Source organism: Methylobacterium sp. Leaf361 (assembly GCF_001424445.1).
GTDB lineage: Bacteria > Pseudomonadota > Alphaproteobacteria > Rhizobiales > Beijerinckiaceae > Methylobacterium.
In genome coordinates, this window is the sequence record NZ_LMPY01000001.1 from 172259 (window position 1) to 191648 (window position 19390).

17 protein-coding genes are annotated in these 19390 nt (G+C 70.7%); 7 read left to right on the plus strand and 10 right to left on the minus strand.

Annotated elements, in window-relative coordinates; genetic code table 11:
- Nucleotides 1-4: 4 nt before the first annotated feature.
- The 3 genes from ASG32_RS00880 to ASG32_RS00885 form a co-directional block, all read right to left on the minus strand.
- On the minus strand, nt 5-685 hold the full coding sequence (locus tag ASG32_RS00880; protein WP_020091685.1) for a Crp/Fnr family transcriptional regulator: 681 nt from the start codon (nt 683-685) through the stop codon (nt 5-7).
- Between the two features lie 310 nt (nt 686-995).
- Entirely contained in the window at nt 996-1136 is a 141-nt protein-coding gene (locus ASG32_RS34815) for a hypothetical protein (protein ID WP_244491752.1), read from the minus strand.
- Nucleotides 1137-1225: 89 nt separating this feature from the next.
- Nucleotides 1226-1705, minus strand: coding sequence for a cupin domain-containing protein (locus ASG32_RS00885; RefSeq protein WP_056521447.1), 480 nt, complete (start codon nt 1703-1705; stop codon nt 1226-1228).
- Nucleotides 1706-1938: 233 nt separating this feature from the next.
- On the opposite strand from ASG32_RS00885, the gene ASG32_RS00890 reads away from it, so the two are divergent.
- Both ASG32_RS00890 and ASG32_RS00895 read left to right on the plus strand, forming a co-directional pair.
- The gene (locus tag ASG32_RS00890; RefSeq protein ID WP_056521451.1) at nt 1939-3369 is read left to right on the plus strand and encodes a sensor histidine kinase; all 1431 of its coding nucleotides are present in this window, start codon (nt 1939-1941) and stop codon (nt 3367-3369) included.
- Nucleotides 3366-4031, plus strand: a complete 666-nt coding sequence (locus ASG32_RS00895; protein ID WP_056521453.1) for a response regulator transcription factor — start codon at nt 3366-3368, stop codon at nt 4029-4031. Before ASG32_RS00890 ends, ASG32_RS00895 begins: the two co-directional genes overlap by 4 nt.
- A gap of 33 nt (nt 4032-4064) precedes the next feature.
- Here the strand turns inward: ASG32_RS00895 and gyrB are convergent, their stop codons facing one another.
- The 5 genes from gyrB to ASG32_RS00920 all read right to left on the minus strand — a co-directional run bounded on the left by gyrB (nt 4065) and on the right by ASG32_RS00920 (nt 10520).
- Nucleotides 4065-6509, minus strand: a complete 2445-nt coding sequence (gene gyrB / locus ASG32_RS00900; protein WP_056521457.1) for a DNA topoisomerase (ATP-hydrolyzing) subunit B — start codon at nt 6507-6509, stop codon at nt 4065-4067.
- A 178-nt stretch (nt 6510-6687) separates the two neighbouring features.
- Nucleotides 6688-7650, minus strand: a complete 963-nt coding sequence (locus tag ASG32_RS00905; protein WP_056521460.1) for an aldo/keto reductase — start codon at nt 7648-7650, stop codon at nt 6688-6690.
- 5 nt (nt 7651-7655) lie between these two features.
- Complete coding sequence (locus ASG32_RS00910) at nt 7656-8300, minus strand: MBL fold metallo-hydrolase (protein WP_020091678.1); 645 nt, start codon at nt 8298-8300, stop codon at nt 7656-7658.
- A 101-nt stretch (nt 8301-8401) separates the two neighbouring features.
- A complete protein-coding gene (locus tag ASG32_RS00915; RefSeq protein WP_056521463.1) occupies nt 8402-8785 on the minus strand; it encodes a hypothetical protein in 384 nt (127 codons plus the stop codon).
- A gap of 67 nt (nt 8786-8852) precedes the next feature.
- On the minus strand, nt 8853-10520 hold the full coding sequence (locus tag ASG32_RS00920; RefSeq protein ID WP_056521467.1) for an alpha-amylase family protein: 1668 nt from the start codon (nt 10518-10520) through the stop codon (nt 8853-8855).
- 156 nt (nt 10521-10676) lie between these two features.
- Between ASG32_RS00920 and ASG32_RS00925 the strand changes: the two genes are divergently transcribed.
- Entirely contained in the window at nt 10677-13721 is a 3045-nt protein-coding gene (locus ASG32_RS00925; RefSeq protein ID WP_056521471.1) for a transglycosylase domain-containing protein, read from the plus strand.
- 28 nt (nt 13722-13749) lie between these two features.
- Complete coding sequence (locus ASG32_RS00930; RefSeq protein WP_056521474.1) at nt 13750-14811, plus strand: hypothetical protein; 1062 nt, start codon at nt 13750-13752, stop codon at nt 14809-14811.
- Nucleotides 14812-14826: 15 nt separating this feature from the next.
- Here ASG32_RS00930 and ASG32_RS00935 read toward each other — a convergent pair whose 3' ends face one another.
- The gene (locus ASG32_RS00935) at nt 14827-15045 is read right to left on the minus strand and encodes a hypothetical protein (RefSeq protein WP_020091673.1); all 219 of its coding nucleotides are present in this window, start codon (nt 15043-15045) and stop codon (nt 14827-14829) included.
- A 268-nt stretch (nt 15046-15313) separates the two neighbouring features.
- Here ASG32_RS00935 and ASG32_RS00940 point away from each other — a divergent pair, with 268 nt between their 5' ends.
- Both ASG32_RS00940 and ASG32_RS00945 read left to right on the plus strand, forming a co-directional pair.
- Entirely contained in the window at nt 15314-15562 is a 249-nt protein-coding gene (locus ASG32_RS00940; RefSeq protein WP_012317333.1) for a hypothetical protein, read from the plus strand.
- A 176-nt stretch (nt 15563-15738) separates the two neighbouring features.
- The gene (locus ASG32_RS00945; RefSeq protein ID WP_056521476.1) at nt 15739-16377 is read left to right on the plus strand and encodes a hypothetical protein; all 639 of its coding nucleotides are present in this window, start codon (nt 15739-15741) and stop codon (nt 16375-16377) included.
- A gap of 15 nt (nt 16378-16392) precedes the next feature.
- Here the strand turns inward: ASG32_RS00945 and ASG32_RS00950 are convergent, their stop codons facing one another.
- Entirely contained in the window at nt 16393-16971 is a 579-nt protein-coding gene (locus ASG32_RS00950) for a polysaccharide biosynthesis/export family protein (RefSeq protein WP_020091671.1), read from the minus strand.
- Nucleotides 16972-17160: 189 nt separating this feature from the next.
- Here ASG32_RS00950 and ASG32_RS00955 point away from each other — a divergent pair, with 189 nt between their 5' ends.
- Nucleotides 17161-19380: an exopolysaccharide transport family protein gene (locus ASG32_RS00955; RefSeq protein ID WP_056521478.1), complete on the plus strand. Its 2220-nt coding sequence runs from the start codon at nt 17161-17163 to the stop codon at nt 19378-19380.
- Nucleotides 19381-19390: the final 10 nt, after the last annotated feature.

Here is a 19390-nt window from a genome sequence, read left to right on the forward strand (position 1 = left end):
CCGATCATGTCTGCGCCCGCGCGCCCAGCGCGACGAGCCGGTGTGAGGCCCGCACGGTGACGCGCGCGCGGCCGAGATCGATGAGGCCCGATCTCTGCCAGTCCTGCAGGACGCGGTTCACGCTCTCCCGGGCCGCGCCGACGAAGGCCGCGAGTTCCTGCTGCGTCACCTGGATCTCGGCGCCGTAATCCTCCGACAGCATGATCAGGCGCCGGGCGAGGCGCATGTCGAGCGGCAGCAGCGTCGCCTCCTCCATGCGCGCGCTCATCCAGCGCAGGCGCTGGCACAGCAGGCCGATGATCCGGACCGCCAGGGCGGGATCGCCGTGGAGCAGTTTGAGGAAGGCCCGCCCCTCGACGACGAACAGGTCGGCCGGCTCGAGCGCCACGGCCTCGGCGGTCCGTGGATGGCCGTCTAGGAAGGCGATCTCGCCGAAGACGTCGCCCGGCCCGAGCAGGTTGAGGGTGACCGCGCGCCCGTCGTCGGAGCCGGCCCCGATCCGGATCTGCCCGCGCCGCACGGCGTAGAGGGCATCGCCTGGATCGCCTTTCTGGAAGAGGATCTCGTGTCGCGCGAGGCTGCGCGTCGTGCAGAGCCCGGCAATGGTCTCGATCGCCTCCGGACCAAGCTCAGCGAAGAACGCGTTGGCCTTCAGAAACCGAACGAGCGTGTGCGGCGTGCTCACGACTGCATCTCTCCGGCCGTCGAGCTGGGGCTTATGCGCGTGTCGAGGGCCGATTAGCAAGGCTTACACTGCGAGAGCGGAGGATGATCATGGTCTCCGCCCGCGGGCGTGCTCACGGCGGCGACGATTGTTACAGGCCGCGGGCCCGCTCCAGCATGCCGGTGGCCCGTTCGCCGATCACCCCGCACGGCGCCTGGCTGTCGCCGGTGGTCAAGCGGGGCAGGATCGAGGCGTCCAAGACCGTCCGAGCGTCGCGGCCCGCTCGGGCGGTGCAGCCCTGAAGCCGGTCGGTGACCGCGGAAGCACGGATTCAGTCCGCCCTCGCCGCGCCGGACGGGCGGAACGCCCGCGCGCTGCCGCGGGCGCGGCAGAGGTCGGCGCGGGCCGCGGTCGCCGTCACGTCGACCGAGTGGGACAGGTCGTTCGCCTCGATGACCGGCGGCGTCGCCATGTCGGTGTGCCGCGCGCGATCAGGCCTCTCGAGAGCGTCTGCGGCGGGTCGGAGCGACTGTCGCGCGCGGATCGTACCCCCGTGGACGATCACTTGTCCGAGCGCGTCTTCCTCGGATCGTCGGAGGGATTGATGTAGTCGAGCCCGAAGGGCCCTGTTCCCGAGACCTGGATCACGGCCGGGTCGCGCGTCGTCCAGAGCGCGTGGGGCATCTTGGCCGGCAGATACAGGAAGGCACCCGGCCGGAGAGATTGCCCCCGGCTCGCGTCGATCGTCTTCCCCATGTCGTGGACGAGTGTGCCGGACAGCAAGGTCACGCTCTCGTCGGTCGCGTGCGTGTGCGGAGCGATGATGTAGTTCGGCGGGAACCGGAGCCTGAGCGTGAACGGTCCGGGCTTGTCCGGATCGCCGGCGATGATGCTGATCTCGCTGCCCTTCGGGAGGGAGGGCGGCGCAGCGCGCCACTGAATGGCGTCGTCACCGGTGACCATGACCATCTCGCCCGCGCGCGCGTCCGGCGCGAGGCATGCGAGGAAGAGGGCGAGACAGCAGCTCTGGCGCAAACGCATCGACAATCTCCAGATCGGCGCTGGGGCGAGCCCGGATCGAACCCGTCCGCTGACGCCGAGCCCGCTTTACCGTCGGCGGCGCTCGCGACAGGGTCCGTCCTGTTAGACCGTGCGCCTTCGGACCCGCTACGGCAGAACGCCCGTACCGACCCGGGCAAATCGCACGACCTTGCCGGGGACCCTTCCAAGACGGTCGCGGGCTCGCATACTCTCGGCCTTTCGGGAGAACACGGGTGACACCCTTCAGGCTCAAGCAGGTCCTGGCCGTCTGGGACGCGCGCGAGCTGGATCTCAAATGGGCCCTCGTCGGACGCATCGCGCTGATCGCGATCCTCTGCGCTGCCGGAGCGGCCGCCTACGCGATGCACGACGTCGCGGCGAAGACCCGACACCGAAACGCCGAGACGGCCGATGAGGTGCACAAGCAGCTCCGCCTCCAGCTCCTGCGAATCGAGCGGGCGGCCGACATTCCCCAACGCTTCCCGGATTGGGAGATCGTCACCCGGTACGCTCTGCAACCCGGCCAGTGCGTGCAGCTGATCCCGGCGGAGGCCGGTCCGACACGGTCGAGCTGCTTGGGCGTCGAGGCGCACGCGCGCGCCGCACCCGACTGGTTCGCGACGCTCTACCGGTTCCTCTTCTTCGCCGGATCCACCGTCCGCCTGCTCCTCGAGCATCAGGGATCGCGGATCGGGATCGTCGAAGCGGACATCGATCCCGACGCGGTCGTCGGGTCAGCGTGGATCGTGCTGAGACAGGTGTCCGGCGCACTCGCGGCCATGACCGTCGTCCTGTGCGTGCTGGTCTACGGCGCGGTGGCGCACGCGCTGCATCCCGCCAACGAGATCCTGGTCGGTATCGATCGCGTCGCGAAGGGCGACCTCGGATGGCGTCTGCCGAGCCTCCGCCTGCGCGAGCTCCGACGCATCGCGACGGTCTTCAATCAGCTTGCCAGCCATCTCCAAATCGCCACGCGGGAACGTGCCGAGCTCGCGCGCCGGCTGATCGATGCCCAGGAGCAGGAGCGGCGGTGGCTGTCGCTCGAACTGCACGACGACGTCGCGCAGCGTCTGACGGCGTTGAGCCTTCTCGCCCGGTCGATCCAGGAGGGCGCGCGCTCCTCGTCGCCTTCGGTCGTGGCCGAGAGTGCCGAACTCGCCACCATGGCGTCGGACGCCGTGCGCGCGCTCCGGAGCACCCTCGCCGCACTCAGGCCGCCCGAGATCGACGATCTCGGGCTGCGGGTCGCGCTCCGGAGTCTGATCGCCGCCCAGGCGCAGCGCGCCGGGGGCCGGATCCACGTCACGCTCGCGGCCGACGCGCAGGCCGATCGCCTGCCCTCCGACGCGGCGGCCCATATCTACCGGATCGTCCAGGAAGGCCTCACCAACGCCGTCCGCCACGCGGCCGCGCGCACCGTCGCGATCGCGCTGAACGTCGCGGAGACCGACGGCGGCGCCGAGGTCCAGCTGATCCTCACGGACGACGGGAGCGGCGCCCCCGTGGAGGCGCTGGAGCGCCCGCATTCCGGTCTCGGCCTGCTCGGCATGCGCGATCGCGTCCACGCGCTCGGCGGGCAGATCGTGACGGAAACGTCCCCGGGCGGCGGATTCCGCCTGCGGGTCCGCTTTCACGCCGCGCTCGCGGGCGAAGAGGTGTCATGACCAAACGGCGCATACGCGTGATGCTCGTCGACGATCACGCCGTCGTGCGGGAGGGCTATCGGCGGCTCCTGGAGCGGCAGCCCGACATGGAGGTCGCCGCCGAGGCCGGGGACGGCGCGGAGGCCTATCGCGCCTACCGCATGGTGGAGCCGGACGTGGTCATCATGGACATCAGCATGCCCGGCCGCGGTGGGATCGACGCCATCCGTCAGATCCGGCAGGTGGATCCGAGCGCCCGCATCCTCGTCTTCAGCGTGCATGCCGCAGTGAGCTACGCGCTCCAGGCCATACGCGCCGGCGCCCGCGGCTACATCACCAAGAGCAGCGCTTCGGATCTCCTCATCGAAGCGGTGCGAAGCGTGTTCAACAACAAGCTGACCCTGTGCGCGGAGATCTCGCACCTGCTGGCCGCGAGCCGGCTGGCGGAGGAGACGTCGCCGATCGACCAGCTGTCGCCTCGGGAATTCGAGATCCTGCGGATGATCCTCGACGCACGGCACACGGACGCGATCGCGGCCGATCTCAGCCTCTCGCCCAAGACCGTCGCGAACTATCACTACGCCATCAAATCGAAGCTCGGCGTCAGCTCGGACGTGGAACTCGTCTACTGCTGCATCCGGTGCGGGCTGATCGATCCCTTCGCGGTCGTCGGAGCGGACTAGAACGCGCGGGCGCGCGGCCCGCAGCGGTGCGCGTCACACGTCCAGGTTCGCGACGCTCAGCGCGTTCTCCTGGATGAACTCGCGCCGGGGCTCGACCACGTCGCCCATCAGCTTCACGAACAGGTCGTCGGCATCGGTGACGTCCTTGACCTTGACCTGCAGCAGCGAGCGCACGTCGCGGTCGAGCGTGGTCTCCCAGAGCTGCTGGGCGGTCATCTCGCCGAGGCCCTTGTACCGCTGGAGCTGAAGGCCCTTCCGGCCGAAGGCCATCACGGCCTCGAAGAGCGCCACGGGCCCGTACAGCACCGTCTCGTCGGACTTCCGCATCAGCGTGGCCGGCTCGCCGTAGATCTCCCGGAAGGCGTCGGCCCGCTCGGAGAGGCGCCGGGCCTCCTGCGATGTGATCAGGCCGGCGTCGAGGGTCGAGACCTGCCGAACGCCCCGGAGCGTCCGGCTGAGGCGATAGCCGTCCTCGAACGACTCGCCCTGCCAGCCGCGCTCGATCTCGTCGGCGATGGCGTCGAGCCGGCGCGCGGTCATGTCGGCCAGCACCTCGGCCTCGCCCGGCCGCGACGCCGCCTCGGCATCGAAGGCGCCGGCCAGCACCGCCTGCTCGACCACGGAGCGGTCGTAGCGCGTGTGCAGGCCCTGCAGGATGCTCCGGAACGTCCGGGCCTCCTCGACGAGGCTCTTGAGCTGCGCCCCGGCGAATTCCGCGCCGGTGGAGAGCCGCAGGATCGCGCCGTCGGTGCCCTGGTCGATCAGGTAATCCTCGAGGGCGCGCTCGTCCTTCAGGTAGATCGCCCGGCGGCCGCGCTCGGCTTTGTAGAGCGGCGGCTGCGCGATGTAGAGGTGGCCGCGCTCGATCAGCTCCGGCATCTGCCGGAAGAAGAAGGTGAGCAGGAGCGTGCGGATGTGCGAGCCGTCCACGTCCGCGTCGGTCATGATGATGATGCGGTGGTAGCGCAGCTTCTCCGGGTTGAAGCCCTCCCGGTCCGTGGAGGAGCGCCCGATCCCGGCGCCCAGCGCCGTGATCAGGGTGCCGATCTCCGCGGAGGACAGCATCCGGTCGGCGCGCACGCGCTCGACGTTGAGGATCTTGCCGCGCAGGGGCAGCACGGCCTGGAAGGTCCGGTCGCGGCCCTGCTTGGCCGAGCCGCCGGCAGAATCGCCCTCCACCAGCAGGATCTCGCACTTGGTCGGGTCGCGCTCCTGGCAGTCGGCGAGCTTGCCGGGCAGCGAGGCGATATCGAGCGCACCCTTGCGGGTCACGGTCTCGCGCGCCTTGCGGGCGGCCTCGCGGGCTGAGGCCGCCAGCACCACCTTGCCCATCACCGACCGCGCCTGGCTCGGATTCTCCTCAAGCCACGTGGACAGGCCCTCGTTGAGCACGTTCTCCACGGCCGGGCGCACCTCGGACGAGACGAGCTTGTCCTTGGTCTGCGACGAGAATTTGGGGTCCGGCACCTGCACCGAGATGACCGCGGTGAGCCCCTCGCGGCAATCCTCGCCGGTCAGCGAGACTTTCTCCCGCTTGGCGACGCCGCTGGACTCGGCGTAGCCGGTGATCTGGCGCGTCAGGGCGGCGCGGAAACCGGCCATGTGGGTGCCGCCGTCGCGCTGCGGGATGTTGTTGGTGAAGGGCAGGACCGTCTCGTTGAACGAGTCGTTCCACCAGAACGCGACCTCGACGCGAATTCCATCGCGTTCGGAGCTGACGACGACGGGGCTCGTCATCCCGTCGATCGGCTTGCGGGAGCGGTCGAGGTACCGGACGAAGGCCTCGATGCCGCCCTCGTAGTACAGCTCCTCGCGCTTCTTCTCCGCGTGGCGGGCGTCGGTCAGGACGATGCGGACGCCGGAATTGAGGAAGGCGAGCTCGCGCAGGCGCTTCTCCAGCGTGCCGTAGTCGAACTCGATCATCGTGAAGGTGTCGGTCGACGGCAGGAAGGTGACTTCCGTGCCGCGCCTCCCGTTCCCGGGCCCGATGATCTCCAGGGGCGCCACGGCGTCGCCGTGGCGGAACTCCATCGCGTGCTCCTTGTCGTTGCGCCAGATGCGCAGGCGCAGCCACGACGACAGGGCGTTCACCACCGAGACGCCGACGCCGTGCAGGCCGCCGGAGACCTTGTACGAGTTCTGGTCGAACTTACCGCCGGCATGCAGCTGGGTCATGATGACCTCGGCCGCCGAGACGCCCTCCTCCTTGTGAATGTCCACCGGGATGCCGCGCCCGTTGTCGGAGACCGTGCAGGAACCGTCGGCGTTGAGCGTCACGGTGACGAGGTCGGCGTGGCCGGCCAGGGCCTCGTCGATGGCGTTGTCCACGACCTCGTACACCATGTGGTGGAGGCCGGAGCCGTCGTCGGTGTCGCCGATATACATGCCGGGCCGCTTGCGGACGGCGTCGAGGCCCTTCAGCACGCGGATGGATTCCGCGCCGTAATCGGCGGGCTCGGTCTGGGGGGTGTCGGCCATGAACTTCCTCGGCAGGCGGGCCTGATCGCGTCGGTGGCAGATGCGCCCTCGGGCGCCCGCGCCTGAACTCTCGCTTGGTCCGCCTGATATAGGGGTTCCGCGTTGAGATTGCACGATTTTACGGGTCCGCGGCGGGCCCGTCCCGTCGCTTTTGTGACGCCCGTCGCTTAATGCTGCGTTAGCCCTCGATGCCGCCCGCGCTCGCCGCATCCAGGCGGTCGATCGCCCCGGGTGCGAGCGTCAGCCGGACGGCGCCGAGCAGCTCGTCGAGCTGCGCCACGGAGGTCGCGCTCGCGATGGGCGCGGTGATGCCGGGGCGGGCGATGATCCAGGCGAGCGCGACCTGGGCCGGACTCGCGCCGTGGGCCTGCGCGACCGAATCGAGGACGTCGAGCAGCGCGAGGCCGCGGGGGTTCAGGTACTTGGCGACCCGGTTCTCCCGCGGGCGTCCCGCCGCGTCGTCGGCACTGCGGTACTTGCCGGTCAGGAAGCCGGCCGCCAGGGAGAAGTAGCCGATCACGCCGATCTGCTCGGCCCGGCAGAGCGGCTCAAGCTCGGCCTCGTAGCCGCGCTGGGCGAGGCTGTAATCGGGCTGCAAGCACTCGTAGCGCGGCAGGCCCGCGGAGGCCGAGACCGCCAGCGCCTCCGCGAGCCGGGCCGCGGTGTAGTTCGAGGCGCCGATCGCCCGGACCTTGCCGGCCGCGATCAGGCGCTCGTGCGCCCTCAGGGTCTCTTCGAGGGGCACCGCCGCGTCGTCGAGATGCGACTGGTACAGGTCGATCCGGTCGACCCCGAGGCGCCGCAGCGAGGCCTCGCAGGCCCGCTCGATATGGGCCGCCGAGAGGCCCTGGCCGGCCTCGCCGAGGTCCATGCCGACCTTGGTCGCCAGGACGATCCGGTCACGCGCGCCCGGTCGGGCCGCGAGCCACCTGCCGATCACCGTCTCGGATTCCCCGCCGACGTGGCCCGGGGCCCAGCGCGAGTAGACGTCGGCGGTGTCGATGAAGTCGAAGCCGCTCTCCACGAACCGGTCGAGGATCGCGAAGGACGCGGCCTCGTCGGCCGTCCAGCCGAAGACGTTGCCGCCGAGGCAGAACGGCGCGACCGTCAGGTCGGAGCGGCCGATGCGGCGCCTGTCCATGCGCGTCAATCCTGCAGGAAGGGGTTGGACACGCGCTCCGCGCCGAGAGTGCTGGTCGGTCCGTGGCCGGGGATGAAGGCGACGTCGTCGCCCAGCGGCAGGACCTTGTCCTTGATGGCGCGGATGAGCTGCTCGTGGTTGCCGCCGGGCAGGTCGGTGCGGCCGACCGAGCCCTTGAACACCACGTCGCCGACGAGGGCGAAGCGCGCGTCCCGGCTCACGAACACGACGCTGCCGGGCGAGTGGCCGGGGCAGTGGAGGATGTCGAAGCCGAGCCCGCCGACCGTCACGGCGTCGCCCTCGTCGAGCCACCGGTCAGGCGTGACGGGCCGGGCGGCGCCGAGGCCGTAATTGGCCGCCGTCTCGGGCAGGGAATCGAGCAGGAACTTGTCGGCCTGATGCGGGCCCTCGATCGGCACGCCGAGGCGCTCGCGCAGCTCGTCGGCGCCGGCGGCGTGGTCGACGTGCCCGTGGGTCAGCAGGATCTTCTCGACGGTGACGCCCTGCTCGCGGATCGCCGCCTCGATACGGTCGAGGTCGCCGCCGGGATCGACGACGGCGCCGACCTTGGTGGCGTCATCCCAGATCAGGGTGCAATTCTGCTGGAAGGGCGTGACCGGGATGATTCCGGCGCGTGGCGTACCTGGCATGTCGTCCCGCGTGTTGGTGGCGCCGCTCCGGACGCCCTCCGCCCCAGTTTAGCGTAGAACGCCGGTGGGCGGCACCCTGCGCGGCACCCTGCGCGGCACGCTCAGGCCGCGTCGCCCCTGGGGCGGCGCAGGCTGTCGTGAAGCGCCAGCATCTCGGCCATGCCGAGCGCCCGCGAGCTCCAGCGGGTCTCCGCGGCGTTGACCTGGGTGAACCGGTCGTGGGACCGCCCGCCATAGGCGCCGAACAGGGCTCTGCCCGCCTCGACGGCACCGTCGCCGGGCGCCGTCTCGTCCGGCCGGTCGATCCGGTAGGACGGCGTCGGGGAACGGCCGGTCACGCCGATCCGCACCCAGGCGTCGCCGTGATGCTTCTGGCACATCCGCATGGTGCTCAGGACCTGGCGCAGGTAGGCCTCGCCGTCGGCGAGATCCGGCAGGACGTCGGCGATCGTCGCGTCCAGGGGATGATGCTTCGTCCGGGCCATGTCCCACCTCGCTCCGGCCTGTCCTACCGTGTCGGCCGGCCGAGGGCGAGCCGGGCCCCGGTGTTCCTCACGTCGGCCGCCGCTTCAGCAGCGCGTCGAGCCCGCCGACGCGGAACCAGTGGTAGCCGTATCCCTCCAGGAACAGGCAGTGGCGGCCGTCGTCCTTGACCTCGCTGCGGGCGCCGGTGAGCAGGTCGACGAGGATGTCGTGCTCGCGATCCTCGGATCCCGACGCCATCGCCACCTCCACGGGCTCCGGCGCCAGATTGTGGACGCACAGGATGGCATTGCCGCGCCACGCGTAGCGCAGCGCCAGGACCGACGGGCGCCCGGTCTCCATCGCGACGACGTCGCCCCAGCCGATCTCCGGCGCCTCCTTGCGCTGCCGGATCATGCTCTGCATCCAGTTGAGCAGCGAGCCCTCCTCGTGGCGCTGGTCGGCGACGTTCACGTGCGCGTAGCCGTAGGGGCCGTGGTCGATCAGGGGCAGGACGGTGCGCCGGGCCGTCGAGAAGCCGCCCTGGTGCTCGCTCGTCCACTGCATCGGCGTGCGGGCGCAGTCGCGCTCCGGCAGAGCCAGCTCGTCGCCCATGCCGATCTCGTCGCCGTAGCGCAGCACCGGCGTACCCGGGAGGGTGAACATCAGCGAGTAGGCGAGCCGGATCCGGCGGGGATCGCCCGCCAGCATCGGCGCGAAGCGGCGGCGGATGCCGCGGTCGTAGAGCTGCATCCCCTTCTCGGGTCCGAAGGCGTCGAACACGCTCTGGCGCTGCTTGTCGGTGAGGCGTCCCAGGTCGAGCTCGTCGTGGTTCCGCAGGAAGATGCCCCACTGGCAGGAGAGCGGGCGCGGCTTCGTCCGCTCGATCGCCTTGACGAGGGGCCGCGCATCGTGGGCCGCCAGGGCGTAGAAGGTCGCCTGATTGACCTGGAAGTTGAACATCATGTGCATGCGGTCGGCGTCGTCGCCGAAATAGTCGAGGTCCTGCTTCGGCAGGATGTTGGCCTCGGCCAGGATGATCGCGTCGCCCTGGCGCCACTGCAGGAACTCGCGCAGGTCGCGCAGCATCTCGAACTGCTCGCGGGGCTTGCCGCCGACATCGGCGCCCTTCTCGGCGATGACGAACGGCACCGCGTCCATGCGGAAGCCGGAGACGCCGAGCTGGATCCAGAAGCCCATGATCTTCAGGATCTCGGCCAGCACCTCCGGATTGGCAGTGTTGAGATCGGGCTGGAAGTTGAAGAAGCGGTGGAAGTACCAGGCCTTGGCCTCGGTGTCGTAGGTCCAGGTGGTTTCCTGAACGCCCGGGAAGACCATGCCCTCGTCGGCGCTCGCGGGGCGCTCCTTCGACCAGACGTACCAGTCGCGGTAGGGCGATTTGGGGTCGGACCGGGCCGACTGGAACCACGGGTGCTGGTCCGAGGTGTGGTTGACGACGAGGTCGATGAGGACGCGCAGGCCCCGCTGCTTGGCGGCGTGCGTGAAGGCGACGAAGTCCCCGAGCGAGCCGTAATCCGGATCGACGCCGTAATAGTCGGCGATGTCGTAGCCGCCGTCCTTCTTGGGCGAGGGCTGGAACGGCATCAGCCAGACCGCGGTGGCGCCCAGGCCCTGGATGTAGTCCAGTCGGCGCTCCAGCCCGGCGAAGTCGCCGATGCCGTCGCCGTTGGCGTCCATGAACGTGCCGACCGACAGGCAGTAGATGATCGCGTTCTTGTACCACAGGTCGTTGATCATGGGCCCCCCGGCGTCGTCGCGCCTCACGAACGTGGGAGTCGGCCAAAGCGTTGCCGTGCGGCGTCTCCTTAAATCAGCCGCGTTGTGCACGCCCTGTTCAGGCGCGCTCCCGAAAGGTCCGCGCTCGCCCCGTCGCGTCCCCCGAATCCGGCCCGTATGAACGCCATCCTGATCAAGCTGTTCGCGACCGCCCTGACGCTCAGCCAGGTCACGACACGGCCGGACGCGGTCCGGACGCAGTTCGATCCCGCGACGGACGGCCCGGAGGTGGTGCGCCTGCTGCGCGACGGCTGCGCCCACATGCGCAAGGCCTTCGACATCGAGGACATCAATCTCGACGAGTTGATCACCACCGCGATGGAGGATCCGTCCACGGTCGCCGGTCCGGCCGCGCCGAAGATCCTGCACGGTCTCGACCTGACCGAGCTCAACACGAGCTACAAGCAGTTCTGCAAGGGCGAGAACCCGGCGAACTCGCCCTTCGACGCAAAGGCGGTGATCGAGTTCTACGACAACGCCACCAAGGATCTGCCCAGCGCCGAGGCCCTGCGCGACAAGGCCCTGCCGGGGATGACCCGGATCCTCGACGGCGCCGGCAAGCCCTTCGCCGAGGCGTCGGAGCCGAACGGCCGCCGCATCGTGGTGCCGATCACGGCCGTTCCGAACCTCGTCCAGAAGGCCTTCATCGCCGCCGAGGACAAGCGCTTCGAGACCCATCACGGCATCGACGAGCGCGGGGTGATCCGCGCCTTCATCGCCAACCTCGCCTCGCCGGGGCGGCCGGCGGGCGGCTCGACCATCACCCAGCAGGTGGTCAAGAACCTCTCGGTCGGCGACGACGTCACCTACGAGCGCAAGATCCGCGAGATGATCGTCGCGTCGCGGCTGGAGCGCATCCTGACGAAGCCGCAGATCCTGGGGCTCTACCTCAACGGCATCTATCTCGGTCGCGGCGCCTACGGCATCGAGATGGCCGCGCAGAGCTATTTCGGGAAGCCGGTGGGGCAGCTGACCCTTCCGGAAGCGGCGCTCCTCGCCGGCATGCCCAAGGGGCCGAACTTCTACAGCCCGGACAAGTACCCCGACCGCGCGCGGGAGCGGCGCGCCTACGTGCTCGCCCGCCTCAAGGAAGAGGGGACGATCACCGAGGCCGAGATGAGCGCGGCGATCAAGTCCGATCTCGGTCTGAGGCCGATCGAGACCGCGCGGCGCGATTCCGGCTTCTACGTCGTGGATTTCCTCAATCGCGAGGCCCGGACCTTCGCGGGCGTGGATTCGCTGACCTCCGGCTCGCTGACCGTCCGTTCGACGATCAACGCGGGGCTGCAGCGCGCCGTCGAGGACGCCCTGCAGGACGGCCTCGCCAATTACGAGCGCGGCACCGGCCGTCAGGCCTTCACGGGGCCGGAACTCAACCTCGCCGACAGCGTCCGGCGGATCCAGGCGGCGACGCCGGCACCGGAAGGCTCCGCCTCGGCCGCGCCGGCCGTCACCGGGGCGCGGCCGGAGGCCGCGAAACCCGACGCCAAACCGGAGGCCGGGCCGGCCGCGAAGCCGCGCCGCGGCGAGAGGGTCGCGGCCGTGCCGCAGAAGAAGCCGGCGTGGCTGCTGGCGCTCGAGAGCGCCCGCCCGGTCCTCTACGACGTTCACTGGCCGATGGCGGTGGTGCTGGAGACCGGCCGCGGCGGCGCGAAGGTCGGTCTCGCCGACGGCCGCATCGCCCCCCTCGATCCCGGCATCGCCCGCGGCAAGCTGCAGCTCTACGACGTGATCCGCGTGAAGGTCAGCGCCGGCAAGGGCGGCCCGCGCGCGCAGCTCCGCGTCCGGCCGACCGTCCAGGGCGCGGCCCTGGTGTTGGAGAACCAGACCGGCCGGATCCTCGCGATGGCCGGCGGCTTCTCCTACCCGCTGAGCCAGCTCAACCGGGTCACCCAGACGGTGCGCCAGCCCGGCTCGACGCTGAAGCCGCTGACCTACCTCGCCGCGCTCAACGCCGGCCTGCAGCCGAACACCCTGGTGATGGATTCCGCCGTGACCCTGCCGCCCATCGGCGGGGCCGGCGATTCCTGGTCGCCGAAGAACTACGAGGGCGGCGGCTCGGGACCGACGACCCTGCGGCGCGGCCTGGAATTCTCCAAGAACCTCGTCACCGCCCGGCTCCTCCAGGGCGGGATCGCCCCGAAGGCGCCGGCGAGCCTGAAGCGGGTCTGCGACATCGCCCTCGAGGCGCAGATCTACGCCGAGTGCGAGCCCTACTACCCCTTCGTCCTCGGCGCGCAGCCGGTGCGGATGCTCGACCTCGCGGGCTTCTACGCGGCGGTGGCCAACGAGGGCGCCCGCCCGGCGCCCTACGCTCTCGAATCGGTCGAGCGGGACGGCAAGCCGCTCTACACGCACGCCGCCAAGGAGCCGGTGCGGATCGCCTCGGCGGACCGCGTGGCCTTCTACCAGCTGAAGACCATGCTGCAGGGCGTGACGCAGCACGGCACGGCCGCGGCGCTCGCGAAGGTCTCGGCCTACGTCGCGGGCAAGACGGGCACCTCGGAGAACGAGAACGACGCGTGGTTCGCCGGACTGACCAACGAGATCAGCGTGGTGGTCTGGGTCGGCTACGACAACGCCGACGGCACCCGCAAGACGCTCGGCCGCGGCCAGACCGGCGGCCACGTCTCGGTGCCGATCGCCTCGGCGATCCTGCAGGCGGCCTGGGCGAACGGCGTCGCCAAGGCGCCGCTGCGGGGCCCCTCCCCCGAGGCGCGCCCGTTCATCGCCGACCTGCCGGTCGACCCGCGCAGCGGCGTACGGGTCGCCGGCGGCGGATTCCTCGAACATTTCCGCACCAGCGGTGACGGGCGCATGGCGGACACCCAGTACCGCCTCGTGCCACGCGAGACGCTCTACGCCATGCGGCCGGACGCGCAGGACGGCGATCTCGCCGGCGACGACGGCGCGAGCGTCGCGGGCGACTACTACGGCAACATGACCGGCGAGCGGCCGCGATCCGACTTCCTCGACCCGTTCGGCGAGCGTCCCGCGCCGCGCAGCCGCCGCGCGCAGGGCGACGTGGATCTCTACGGTCAGGATCCCTACAAGCCCTGGCCGGGCCAGACGAATCGCTCGCCCTTCGGCGGGGACGACGACGCGCGCCGCCCGCGCCGCCGCGATCCCGACTACCTGTTCGGCGAAGACCCCGGTTACTGACAGCCCTCCCCGACAGACGAGAACCCCGTTGCGCCAGCAGCTTCCCGCGGCCCTGGCGGCCGCCCTCACGGCCGCGCTCCCGGCCCTCCCGGCACGCGCCCAGACGCCCGCCGCCAACACCGCCCCGGCGCCGGGGCCCGAGCGGATCAAGGAGGTGCCCTCGGTCACGGCCGTCGATCCGGCCGCGATCAAGCCGGGCCAGATCCTGTTCACCGACCACCGCGACAACCCGTCGGCGCCGGAGAACGGCCTGATCCCGTACCTCGACTGGCTGAAGGCGCGGCCGGCCGAGGCGGCGGCGCTCGCCCCGTATCCCGGCTACAAGGAGCCGGACTACACGGTCACGGTGAACGGCGTGACCAAGCCGCGGCACGAGACCCTGAAGGTCTACGTCGCCGAGGGGCGCTTCGTCGTCCCGCGGCCGCCCGAGGCGATCGACCTCCAGGCCTTCGCCAACCTCGCCTTCGTCCAGAAGATGGATCCGGCGATCAAGCACCGCACCCTGGCGGTCGCCGACGTGACGCCCAACAAGGACCCGGCCGCCGCCTTCGCCAAGCGTCCCGACCGTCCGTGGTGCGAGGGCGCCGGCGCCTGCATCGAGTCGCGCTACGACCTAGAGGGCAAGTTGCCGCTCGGCGTGAAGCTCGCCAACAAGCTCGAGGAAGGCTCGACCAAGAAGATCGCCGAGTTCGTCTCGTTCCAGAGCGAGCTGCGGGTGCTCGGGCCGGACCAGGGCGACCGGCTCAAGGCGCTGACCAAGATCGATGCCCCCGTCACCGGCGGCCTCGAGCAGACGATCTTCTGGGTCAATCAGATCCTGCGCTTCGGCAAGTTCCTGGCCGTGTTCCAGCCGATGCCGAACGACCCGACCAAGACGGTGGTCACGACCTACATGGCGCTGGCGATCAAGGGCGACGTCCTCGACCGCAAGGCCGAGTACGCCCGCGTGCCGGTTCTCAAGAATCTGCTGCCTGCGCAGGTGCTGATGGGCAATTCCAGCTTCAACACCGGCAACTCGATCAGCGCCGGCCTGCCGGTCTACGCCCGCAACCGGATCGCCACCTTCGCGGACGCGCTCACCAAGCGGTGACGCGCCGCGCGCGCCTCACATCCCGCGGTTGCCGATCGTCGGCAGCGTCGGCTGGGTGTAGGCGCGGTTCACGTCGCGGCGGGTCTGGGTGCCGTTGGTGTTACCCGAGGCCCGGTAGTTGTCGAGGTTGAAGGTCTCGGCGAGGCCGCTGCGGGAATCCGGGCCGTCGCTGGTGCTGCAGGCGCAGAGGCCGCCGAGCGTCAGCGCGGAGAGGGCGAGAAGGGTCAAGCGCATCGCGTATCCTGAAAGCGGGCCGTGGCCGGCCCGCGACCGGCCACGGCCGGAGCGGCCCTCACGGGACGTCTCGCGGCATGGTCAGCGCGGAGGCGCCTCCGTCAAGGTCGCGCGCAAGATGTAAATCCGTTCTGCCGCCTCCGATGCGCGCCGGCCACGGAAAATCCACCACAGACCGGGATTGCGGCGGATAGGGCCGGCCAATCGTGTTGAGTTCGGCCCCCTCCCCCTGGCGAATCCCGGTCGTTTCGGGCGACAACCCTCCGCGATGAGCAACGTCTTGCCCTTCCGTCCGCGCCCGACCGTCACCCGCCTCGCTCGCTGCGAAGTTGTGACCGTGGCCGGTGATCTCCTCGCCCTGCTGGAGCAGCTCGAGGATGTGAGCGCCCGCGCCGCCGCGATGGGGCGTCCGGCGATCGAGGTCGAGCGCACCGTCCAGCACCTCCTGGATGCCGTGAGCGCCGTGGAGCGCGCCCTCGACTGCATCGGCGAGGGCGAGCAGTCGGCGCCGGGCTAGACCGCGTCCCTGCGCGCTCGGGCGCCCCGGGCTCCTGACCGCGGGCACGTCGAATCCCGCGCCGGCGGGTCGCCGCGGGGCGTTCCTAAGCAGACTCTAAATCATCCGGAACCCTCCAGTACGCCTTGCGGTTGAGGGTCGGATGCTCGCGTCGGGCGTCGCTTCCGGAGGGTGCTATGAGGCTTCGCACGAGCAGCTTGCTGGCCGTCATGGCGGCCGGCGGTCTCCTCGCCGGGTCGGCGCTGCGCGCCCAGGCCGCCGAGGTCGGTTTCCTCGAGATGCTGTTCGGCGCCCGGCCGGCCCCGCAGCAGGCCCAGCCGGCCCCTGCCCCGGCCCCCGCCTTCGACGGCCGCGCCTTCGGCCGCCACGCGACCCCGCGGCTCGGGGCGGCGCGCCGCCGCTTCCAGACCCGCTACGCGGCGCTCCCGCTCAAGATCCGCGTCAAGGAGCGGGAGATCAGCGAGCGCCAGACCCCCATCGACATGAAGGGCGGCGCGACGGCGGCGCTGCTCAAGGACGAGACGCTGCGGCCGGGCGACATCGTCGTGCTGAATTCCGGCGCCCGGGTGTTCACCGGGAATCCCGACAAGCGCCACGCGATCCGGGATTTCGAGCCGGTTCAGAATTCGCGCTTCGTGAGCCGGGGCACGCGGAAGGTCCTGGCCGGGCTGTTCACGCCGGTCGGCGCCGTGCCCGCGCAGGAGGCGCGGCGGATGATGGCTCGCGCCCGGCAGCCGATGCCCGAGGTGGCGACGCCGATCCCAGCGCAGAAGACCGCCATGCGGGTGATCAACCCGTGGCAGGGCGGGCAGTGACCGGCGCCGCGCCGCTCAGAAGAAGCGTTCCTTGATGACGATCGTGTCGCCCGGCCGGACCGCGTAGGTCATCGGCACGATCCCGGAGATCAGCGAGCCACCGGCGTCGCGGGTCAGGACGGCGTAATCGCGCGCTGCCCGGGGGCCGAAACCGGCCGCGATCGCCACCGCCGTCTCAACGGTCATGCCGTTGACGAACGGGTACTGACCGGAGGTGGTGACTTCGCCGAGGATGTAGAAGGGTCGGTAGGCGTCCACTTCCACGGTGACGTGCGGCTCGCGCACGTATCCGGAGGCCAGCTTGGCCTCGATCGCCTTGGCCGCCTGCGCAGTCGTCTGGCCGCCCACCTGCACGGTCCCGATCAGCGGCATGGCGATGCGCCCCGCGCCGTCGACCGCGTATATGTTGGACAGGTTGTCCTGGCCGAACACGATCACCCGCAGCTTGTCGCCCGCCGCCAGCGTGTACCGCGCGGCGATCGAGCCGGTGCCGGTGGCATCGAGCTGGTCGGTGCGGAAGCTCGGCCGCAGGCAGCCGCCGAGCGCCAGAGTCGAGCCGAGTGCGAGGAGCAGAGCGCGCCGGTTCATCACCATCGCCGTCATGGATGCAGTTGCGGGGTGATGTAGGCCGTTAAGGTTAATGAAACTTGATCACCGCCCGACGGAGGCGGCGCCGTCACCGGTCCGCGCGGCCCTTAACTCTTGAGCAACCTTAACATCCACTAATGGCCGCGGGACGGCAGTAATGCCCGCCCGGCCTGTCTCCGCGTTCAGAGCGTCCGCATGTCCACGATCCGTCAACGCTCGACCTACGCCGTGCCCGGATCCCAGCCGCGCGCCGAGGAAGGCCTCGGCCTCGCGCAGCTGCCGCGGATCTTGCGGCGCTCGATCGGCTGGATCGTCGGGCCGACCCTGGTGGTCGCCCTGGGCGCGAGCGTCTTCGTCAACGTGGTCAGCCCCCGCTACACCGGCGAGGCGAAGGTGCTGCTCGAGAGCCGCGACCCGGCCTTCGCCCGCACCGCGCAGGAGCGCGGCGACCAGCTCGCGCCGATCGACGAGCAGGCAGTGGCGAGCCAGGTGCAGGTCGTGATGTCCCGCGATCTCGCCCGCGAGGCGATCCGCCGGCTCAAGCTCGTCGGCAACGCCGAGTTCGATCCCGGCGCGGGCAGCATCGGCGCCGTGCAGCGCGTGCTGATGATGCTCGGCATCGGTCCCAATCCCCTGGACCGCCCCGCCGAGGACCGGGTCCTCGACGCCTACTTCGACCACCTCTTAGTCTTCCCCGCCGGCAAGTCGCGCATTCTGACGATCGAGTTCCGCGCGAAGGACCCGAAGCTCGCGGCCGAGGCCGCCAACACCATCGCCAAGCTCTACATCGGATCGCTGGAGGCCGATAAGGTCGACACCGCCCGCTACGCCTCCACCTGGCTCGGCGGCAACATCGACGGGCTGCGCAAGCGCGTCGCCGAGGCGGAGGCCAAGGTCGAGGCGTTCCGCGCCAAGAACGGCCTCGTGGGCAGCACCGGCCTGGCCGGACGGCCGCTCAACGCCCAGCAGCTCGGCGAGCTGTCGAGCCAGCTCTCCGCGGCGCGGAGCCTGAAGGCCGACCTCGACGGCAAGGTGAAGGCCATCAAGGACCTGATCAAGGACGGGCGCGCCTTCGAGATTCCCGACGTCGCGAACAACGAGGTCATCCGCCGGATCGTCGAGAACCGGATCTCCGTGCGCGCCCAGCTCGCCCTCGAGTCGCGGACCCTCCTGCCGGCTCACCCGCGGATCAAGGAGCTGCACGCCCAGCTCGAGGACCTCGACGCCCAGATCAAGGCCTCGGCCGAGCGCGTCGTGCGCACGATGGAGAACGACGCCAAGATCGCGGGCGCCCGGGTCGAGAGCCTCCAGGCCGCCGTCGACGGCCAGCAGGACGTCGTCGTCCGCGGCAACGCCAGCGAGATCCAGCTCCGCGCGCTGGAGCGCGAGGCCAAGGCGCAGCGCGAGCAGCTCGAATCCTATCTCGGTCGCTACCGCGAGGCGGCGGCGCGCGACGGCGAGGCCGCGACCCCCGCCGACGCCCGCATCGTGTCCCGCGCGGTAACGCCCGAGGTTCCGTCCTTCCCGAAGAAGCTGCCGATCGTCGCTTTCGCGACGCTGCTGACGCTGATGCTCTCGGTCGGTGGGGTCATCGCCAGCGCGCTGCTCGCCGAGTCCGGCCGCGCCGCCGGCGACCGCGACGGCGATCCGGCAGACGATCGGCGGCGCCGCGAGCCGGTGCTGGATCGGCCGTCCTTCACCTTCCCGGAGGCGACACCGGCCGCCCGCTGGTCCGAGGCGTCGGGCGCGGCTGCCGCCGCGTCGGCGGCGCCCGCCGCGGCCGCGGCGCTCCGCTCCCCCGACACGTTCGATCTCGCGCCGCTCGTCGCGCGCATCGCGGCGGCGCCCCGCGCACCGGAGGCGCAGGCGGGTCGCCGCGTCCTGATCGTCGAGACCGAAGCCCGTCGCGGCGTCCCGGCGCTGTCCGAGGCCCTGACCCGCGCCCTCGGTCGCGAGGGAAGCCTCGTCGCCGTCGACCTGAACCTGCCGAACGACGGCACGGCGCGGCTCGGCTTCGCCGACCTCATCGCCGGCGAGGCCGCGTTCCTCGACGTGATCCAGGCACGCCGGGACGGCGGCCAGCATCGGATCGAGGCGGGGCTGCTGGAGTCGACCGTCCTGTTCGACGAGCCCGATGCCCTGGCCCTGACCTTCGAGGCCATGGCCGAGGCCTACGACTGGGTGGTCTTCCGGCTCCACGCCGCGCCGGGGGCCGTCGACCTCCTCGAGCTCGTGGCCGGCTTCATGGACAGCGTCGTCATCGCGTCGAACGCCGATGCCGAAGATCCGGCGCTGGCCGACCTCTACGCCCTCGCCGAGGAGGCCGGCGCAGGGCAGATCCTGGTCGCGCAGGATCGCCCGGCCGCGTCCGATGTCGAGGAGGCGCGGGCGGAGCTGCGCCTCAACGCCGCCTAGGCCGCGCGCC

Bases quoted from the DNA above. Each gene is read 5' to 3' on its own strand.
- ASG32_RS34815 (WP_244491752.1), bottom strand. From the start codon at position 1,136: ATGGCGACGCCGCCGGTCATCGAGGCGAACGACCTGTCCCACTCGGTC.
- ASG32_RS00885 (WP_056521447.1), bottom strand. From the start codon at position 1,705: ATGCGTTTGCGCCAGAGCTGCTGTCTCGCCCTCTTCCTCGCATGCCTC.
- ASG32_RS00895 (WP_056521453.1), top strand. From the start codon at position 3,366: ATGACCAAACGGCGCATACGCGTGATGCTCGTCGACGATCACGCCGTC.
- gyrB (WP_056521457.1), bottom strand. From the start codon at position 6,509: ATGGCCGACACCCCCCAGACCGAGCCCGCCGATTACGGCGCGGAATCC.
- ASG32_RS00905 (WP_056521460.1), bottom strand. From the start codon at position 7,650: ATGGACAGGCGCCGCATCGGCCGCTCCGACCTGACGGTCGCGCCGTTC.
- ASG32_RS00910 (WP_020091678.1), bottom strand. From the start codon at position 8,300: ATGCCAGGTACGCCACGCGCCGGAATCATCCCGGTCACGCCCTTCCAG.
- ASG32_RS00915 (WP_056521463.1), bottom strand. From the start codon at position 8,785: ATGGCCCGGACGAAGCATCATCCCCTGGACGCGACGATCGCCGACGTC.
- ASG32_RS00920 (WP_056521467.1), bottom strand. From the start codon at position 10,520: ATGATCAACGACCTGTGGTACAAGAACGCGATCATCTACTGCCTGTCG.
- ASG32_RS00925 (WP_056521471.1), top strand. From the start codon at position 10,677: ATGAACGCCATCCTGATCAAGCTGTTCGCGACCGCCCTGACGCTCAGC.
- ASG32_RS00935 (WP_020091673.1), bottom strand. From the start codon at position 15,045: ATGCGCTTGACCCTTCTCGCCCTCTCCGCGCTGACGCTCGGCGGCCTC.
- ASG32_RS00940 (WP_012317333.1), top strand. From the start codon at position 15,314: ATGAGCAACGTCTTGCCCTTCCGTCCGCGCCCGACCGTCACCCGCCTC.
- ASG32_RS00945 (WP_056521476.1), top strand. From the start codon at position 15,739: ATGAGGCTTCGCACGAGCAGCTTGCTGGCCGTCATGGCGGCCGGCGGT.
- ASG32_RS00950 (WP_020091671.1), bottom strand. From the start codon at position 16,971: ATGGTGATGAACCGGCGCGCTCTGCTCCTCGCACTCGGCTCGACTCTG.
- ASG32_RS00955 (WP_056521478.1), top strand. From the start codon at position 17,161: ATGTCCACGATCCGTCAACGCTCGACCTACGCCGTGCCCGGATCCCAG.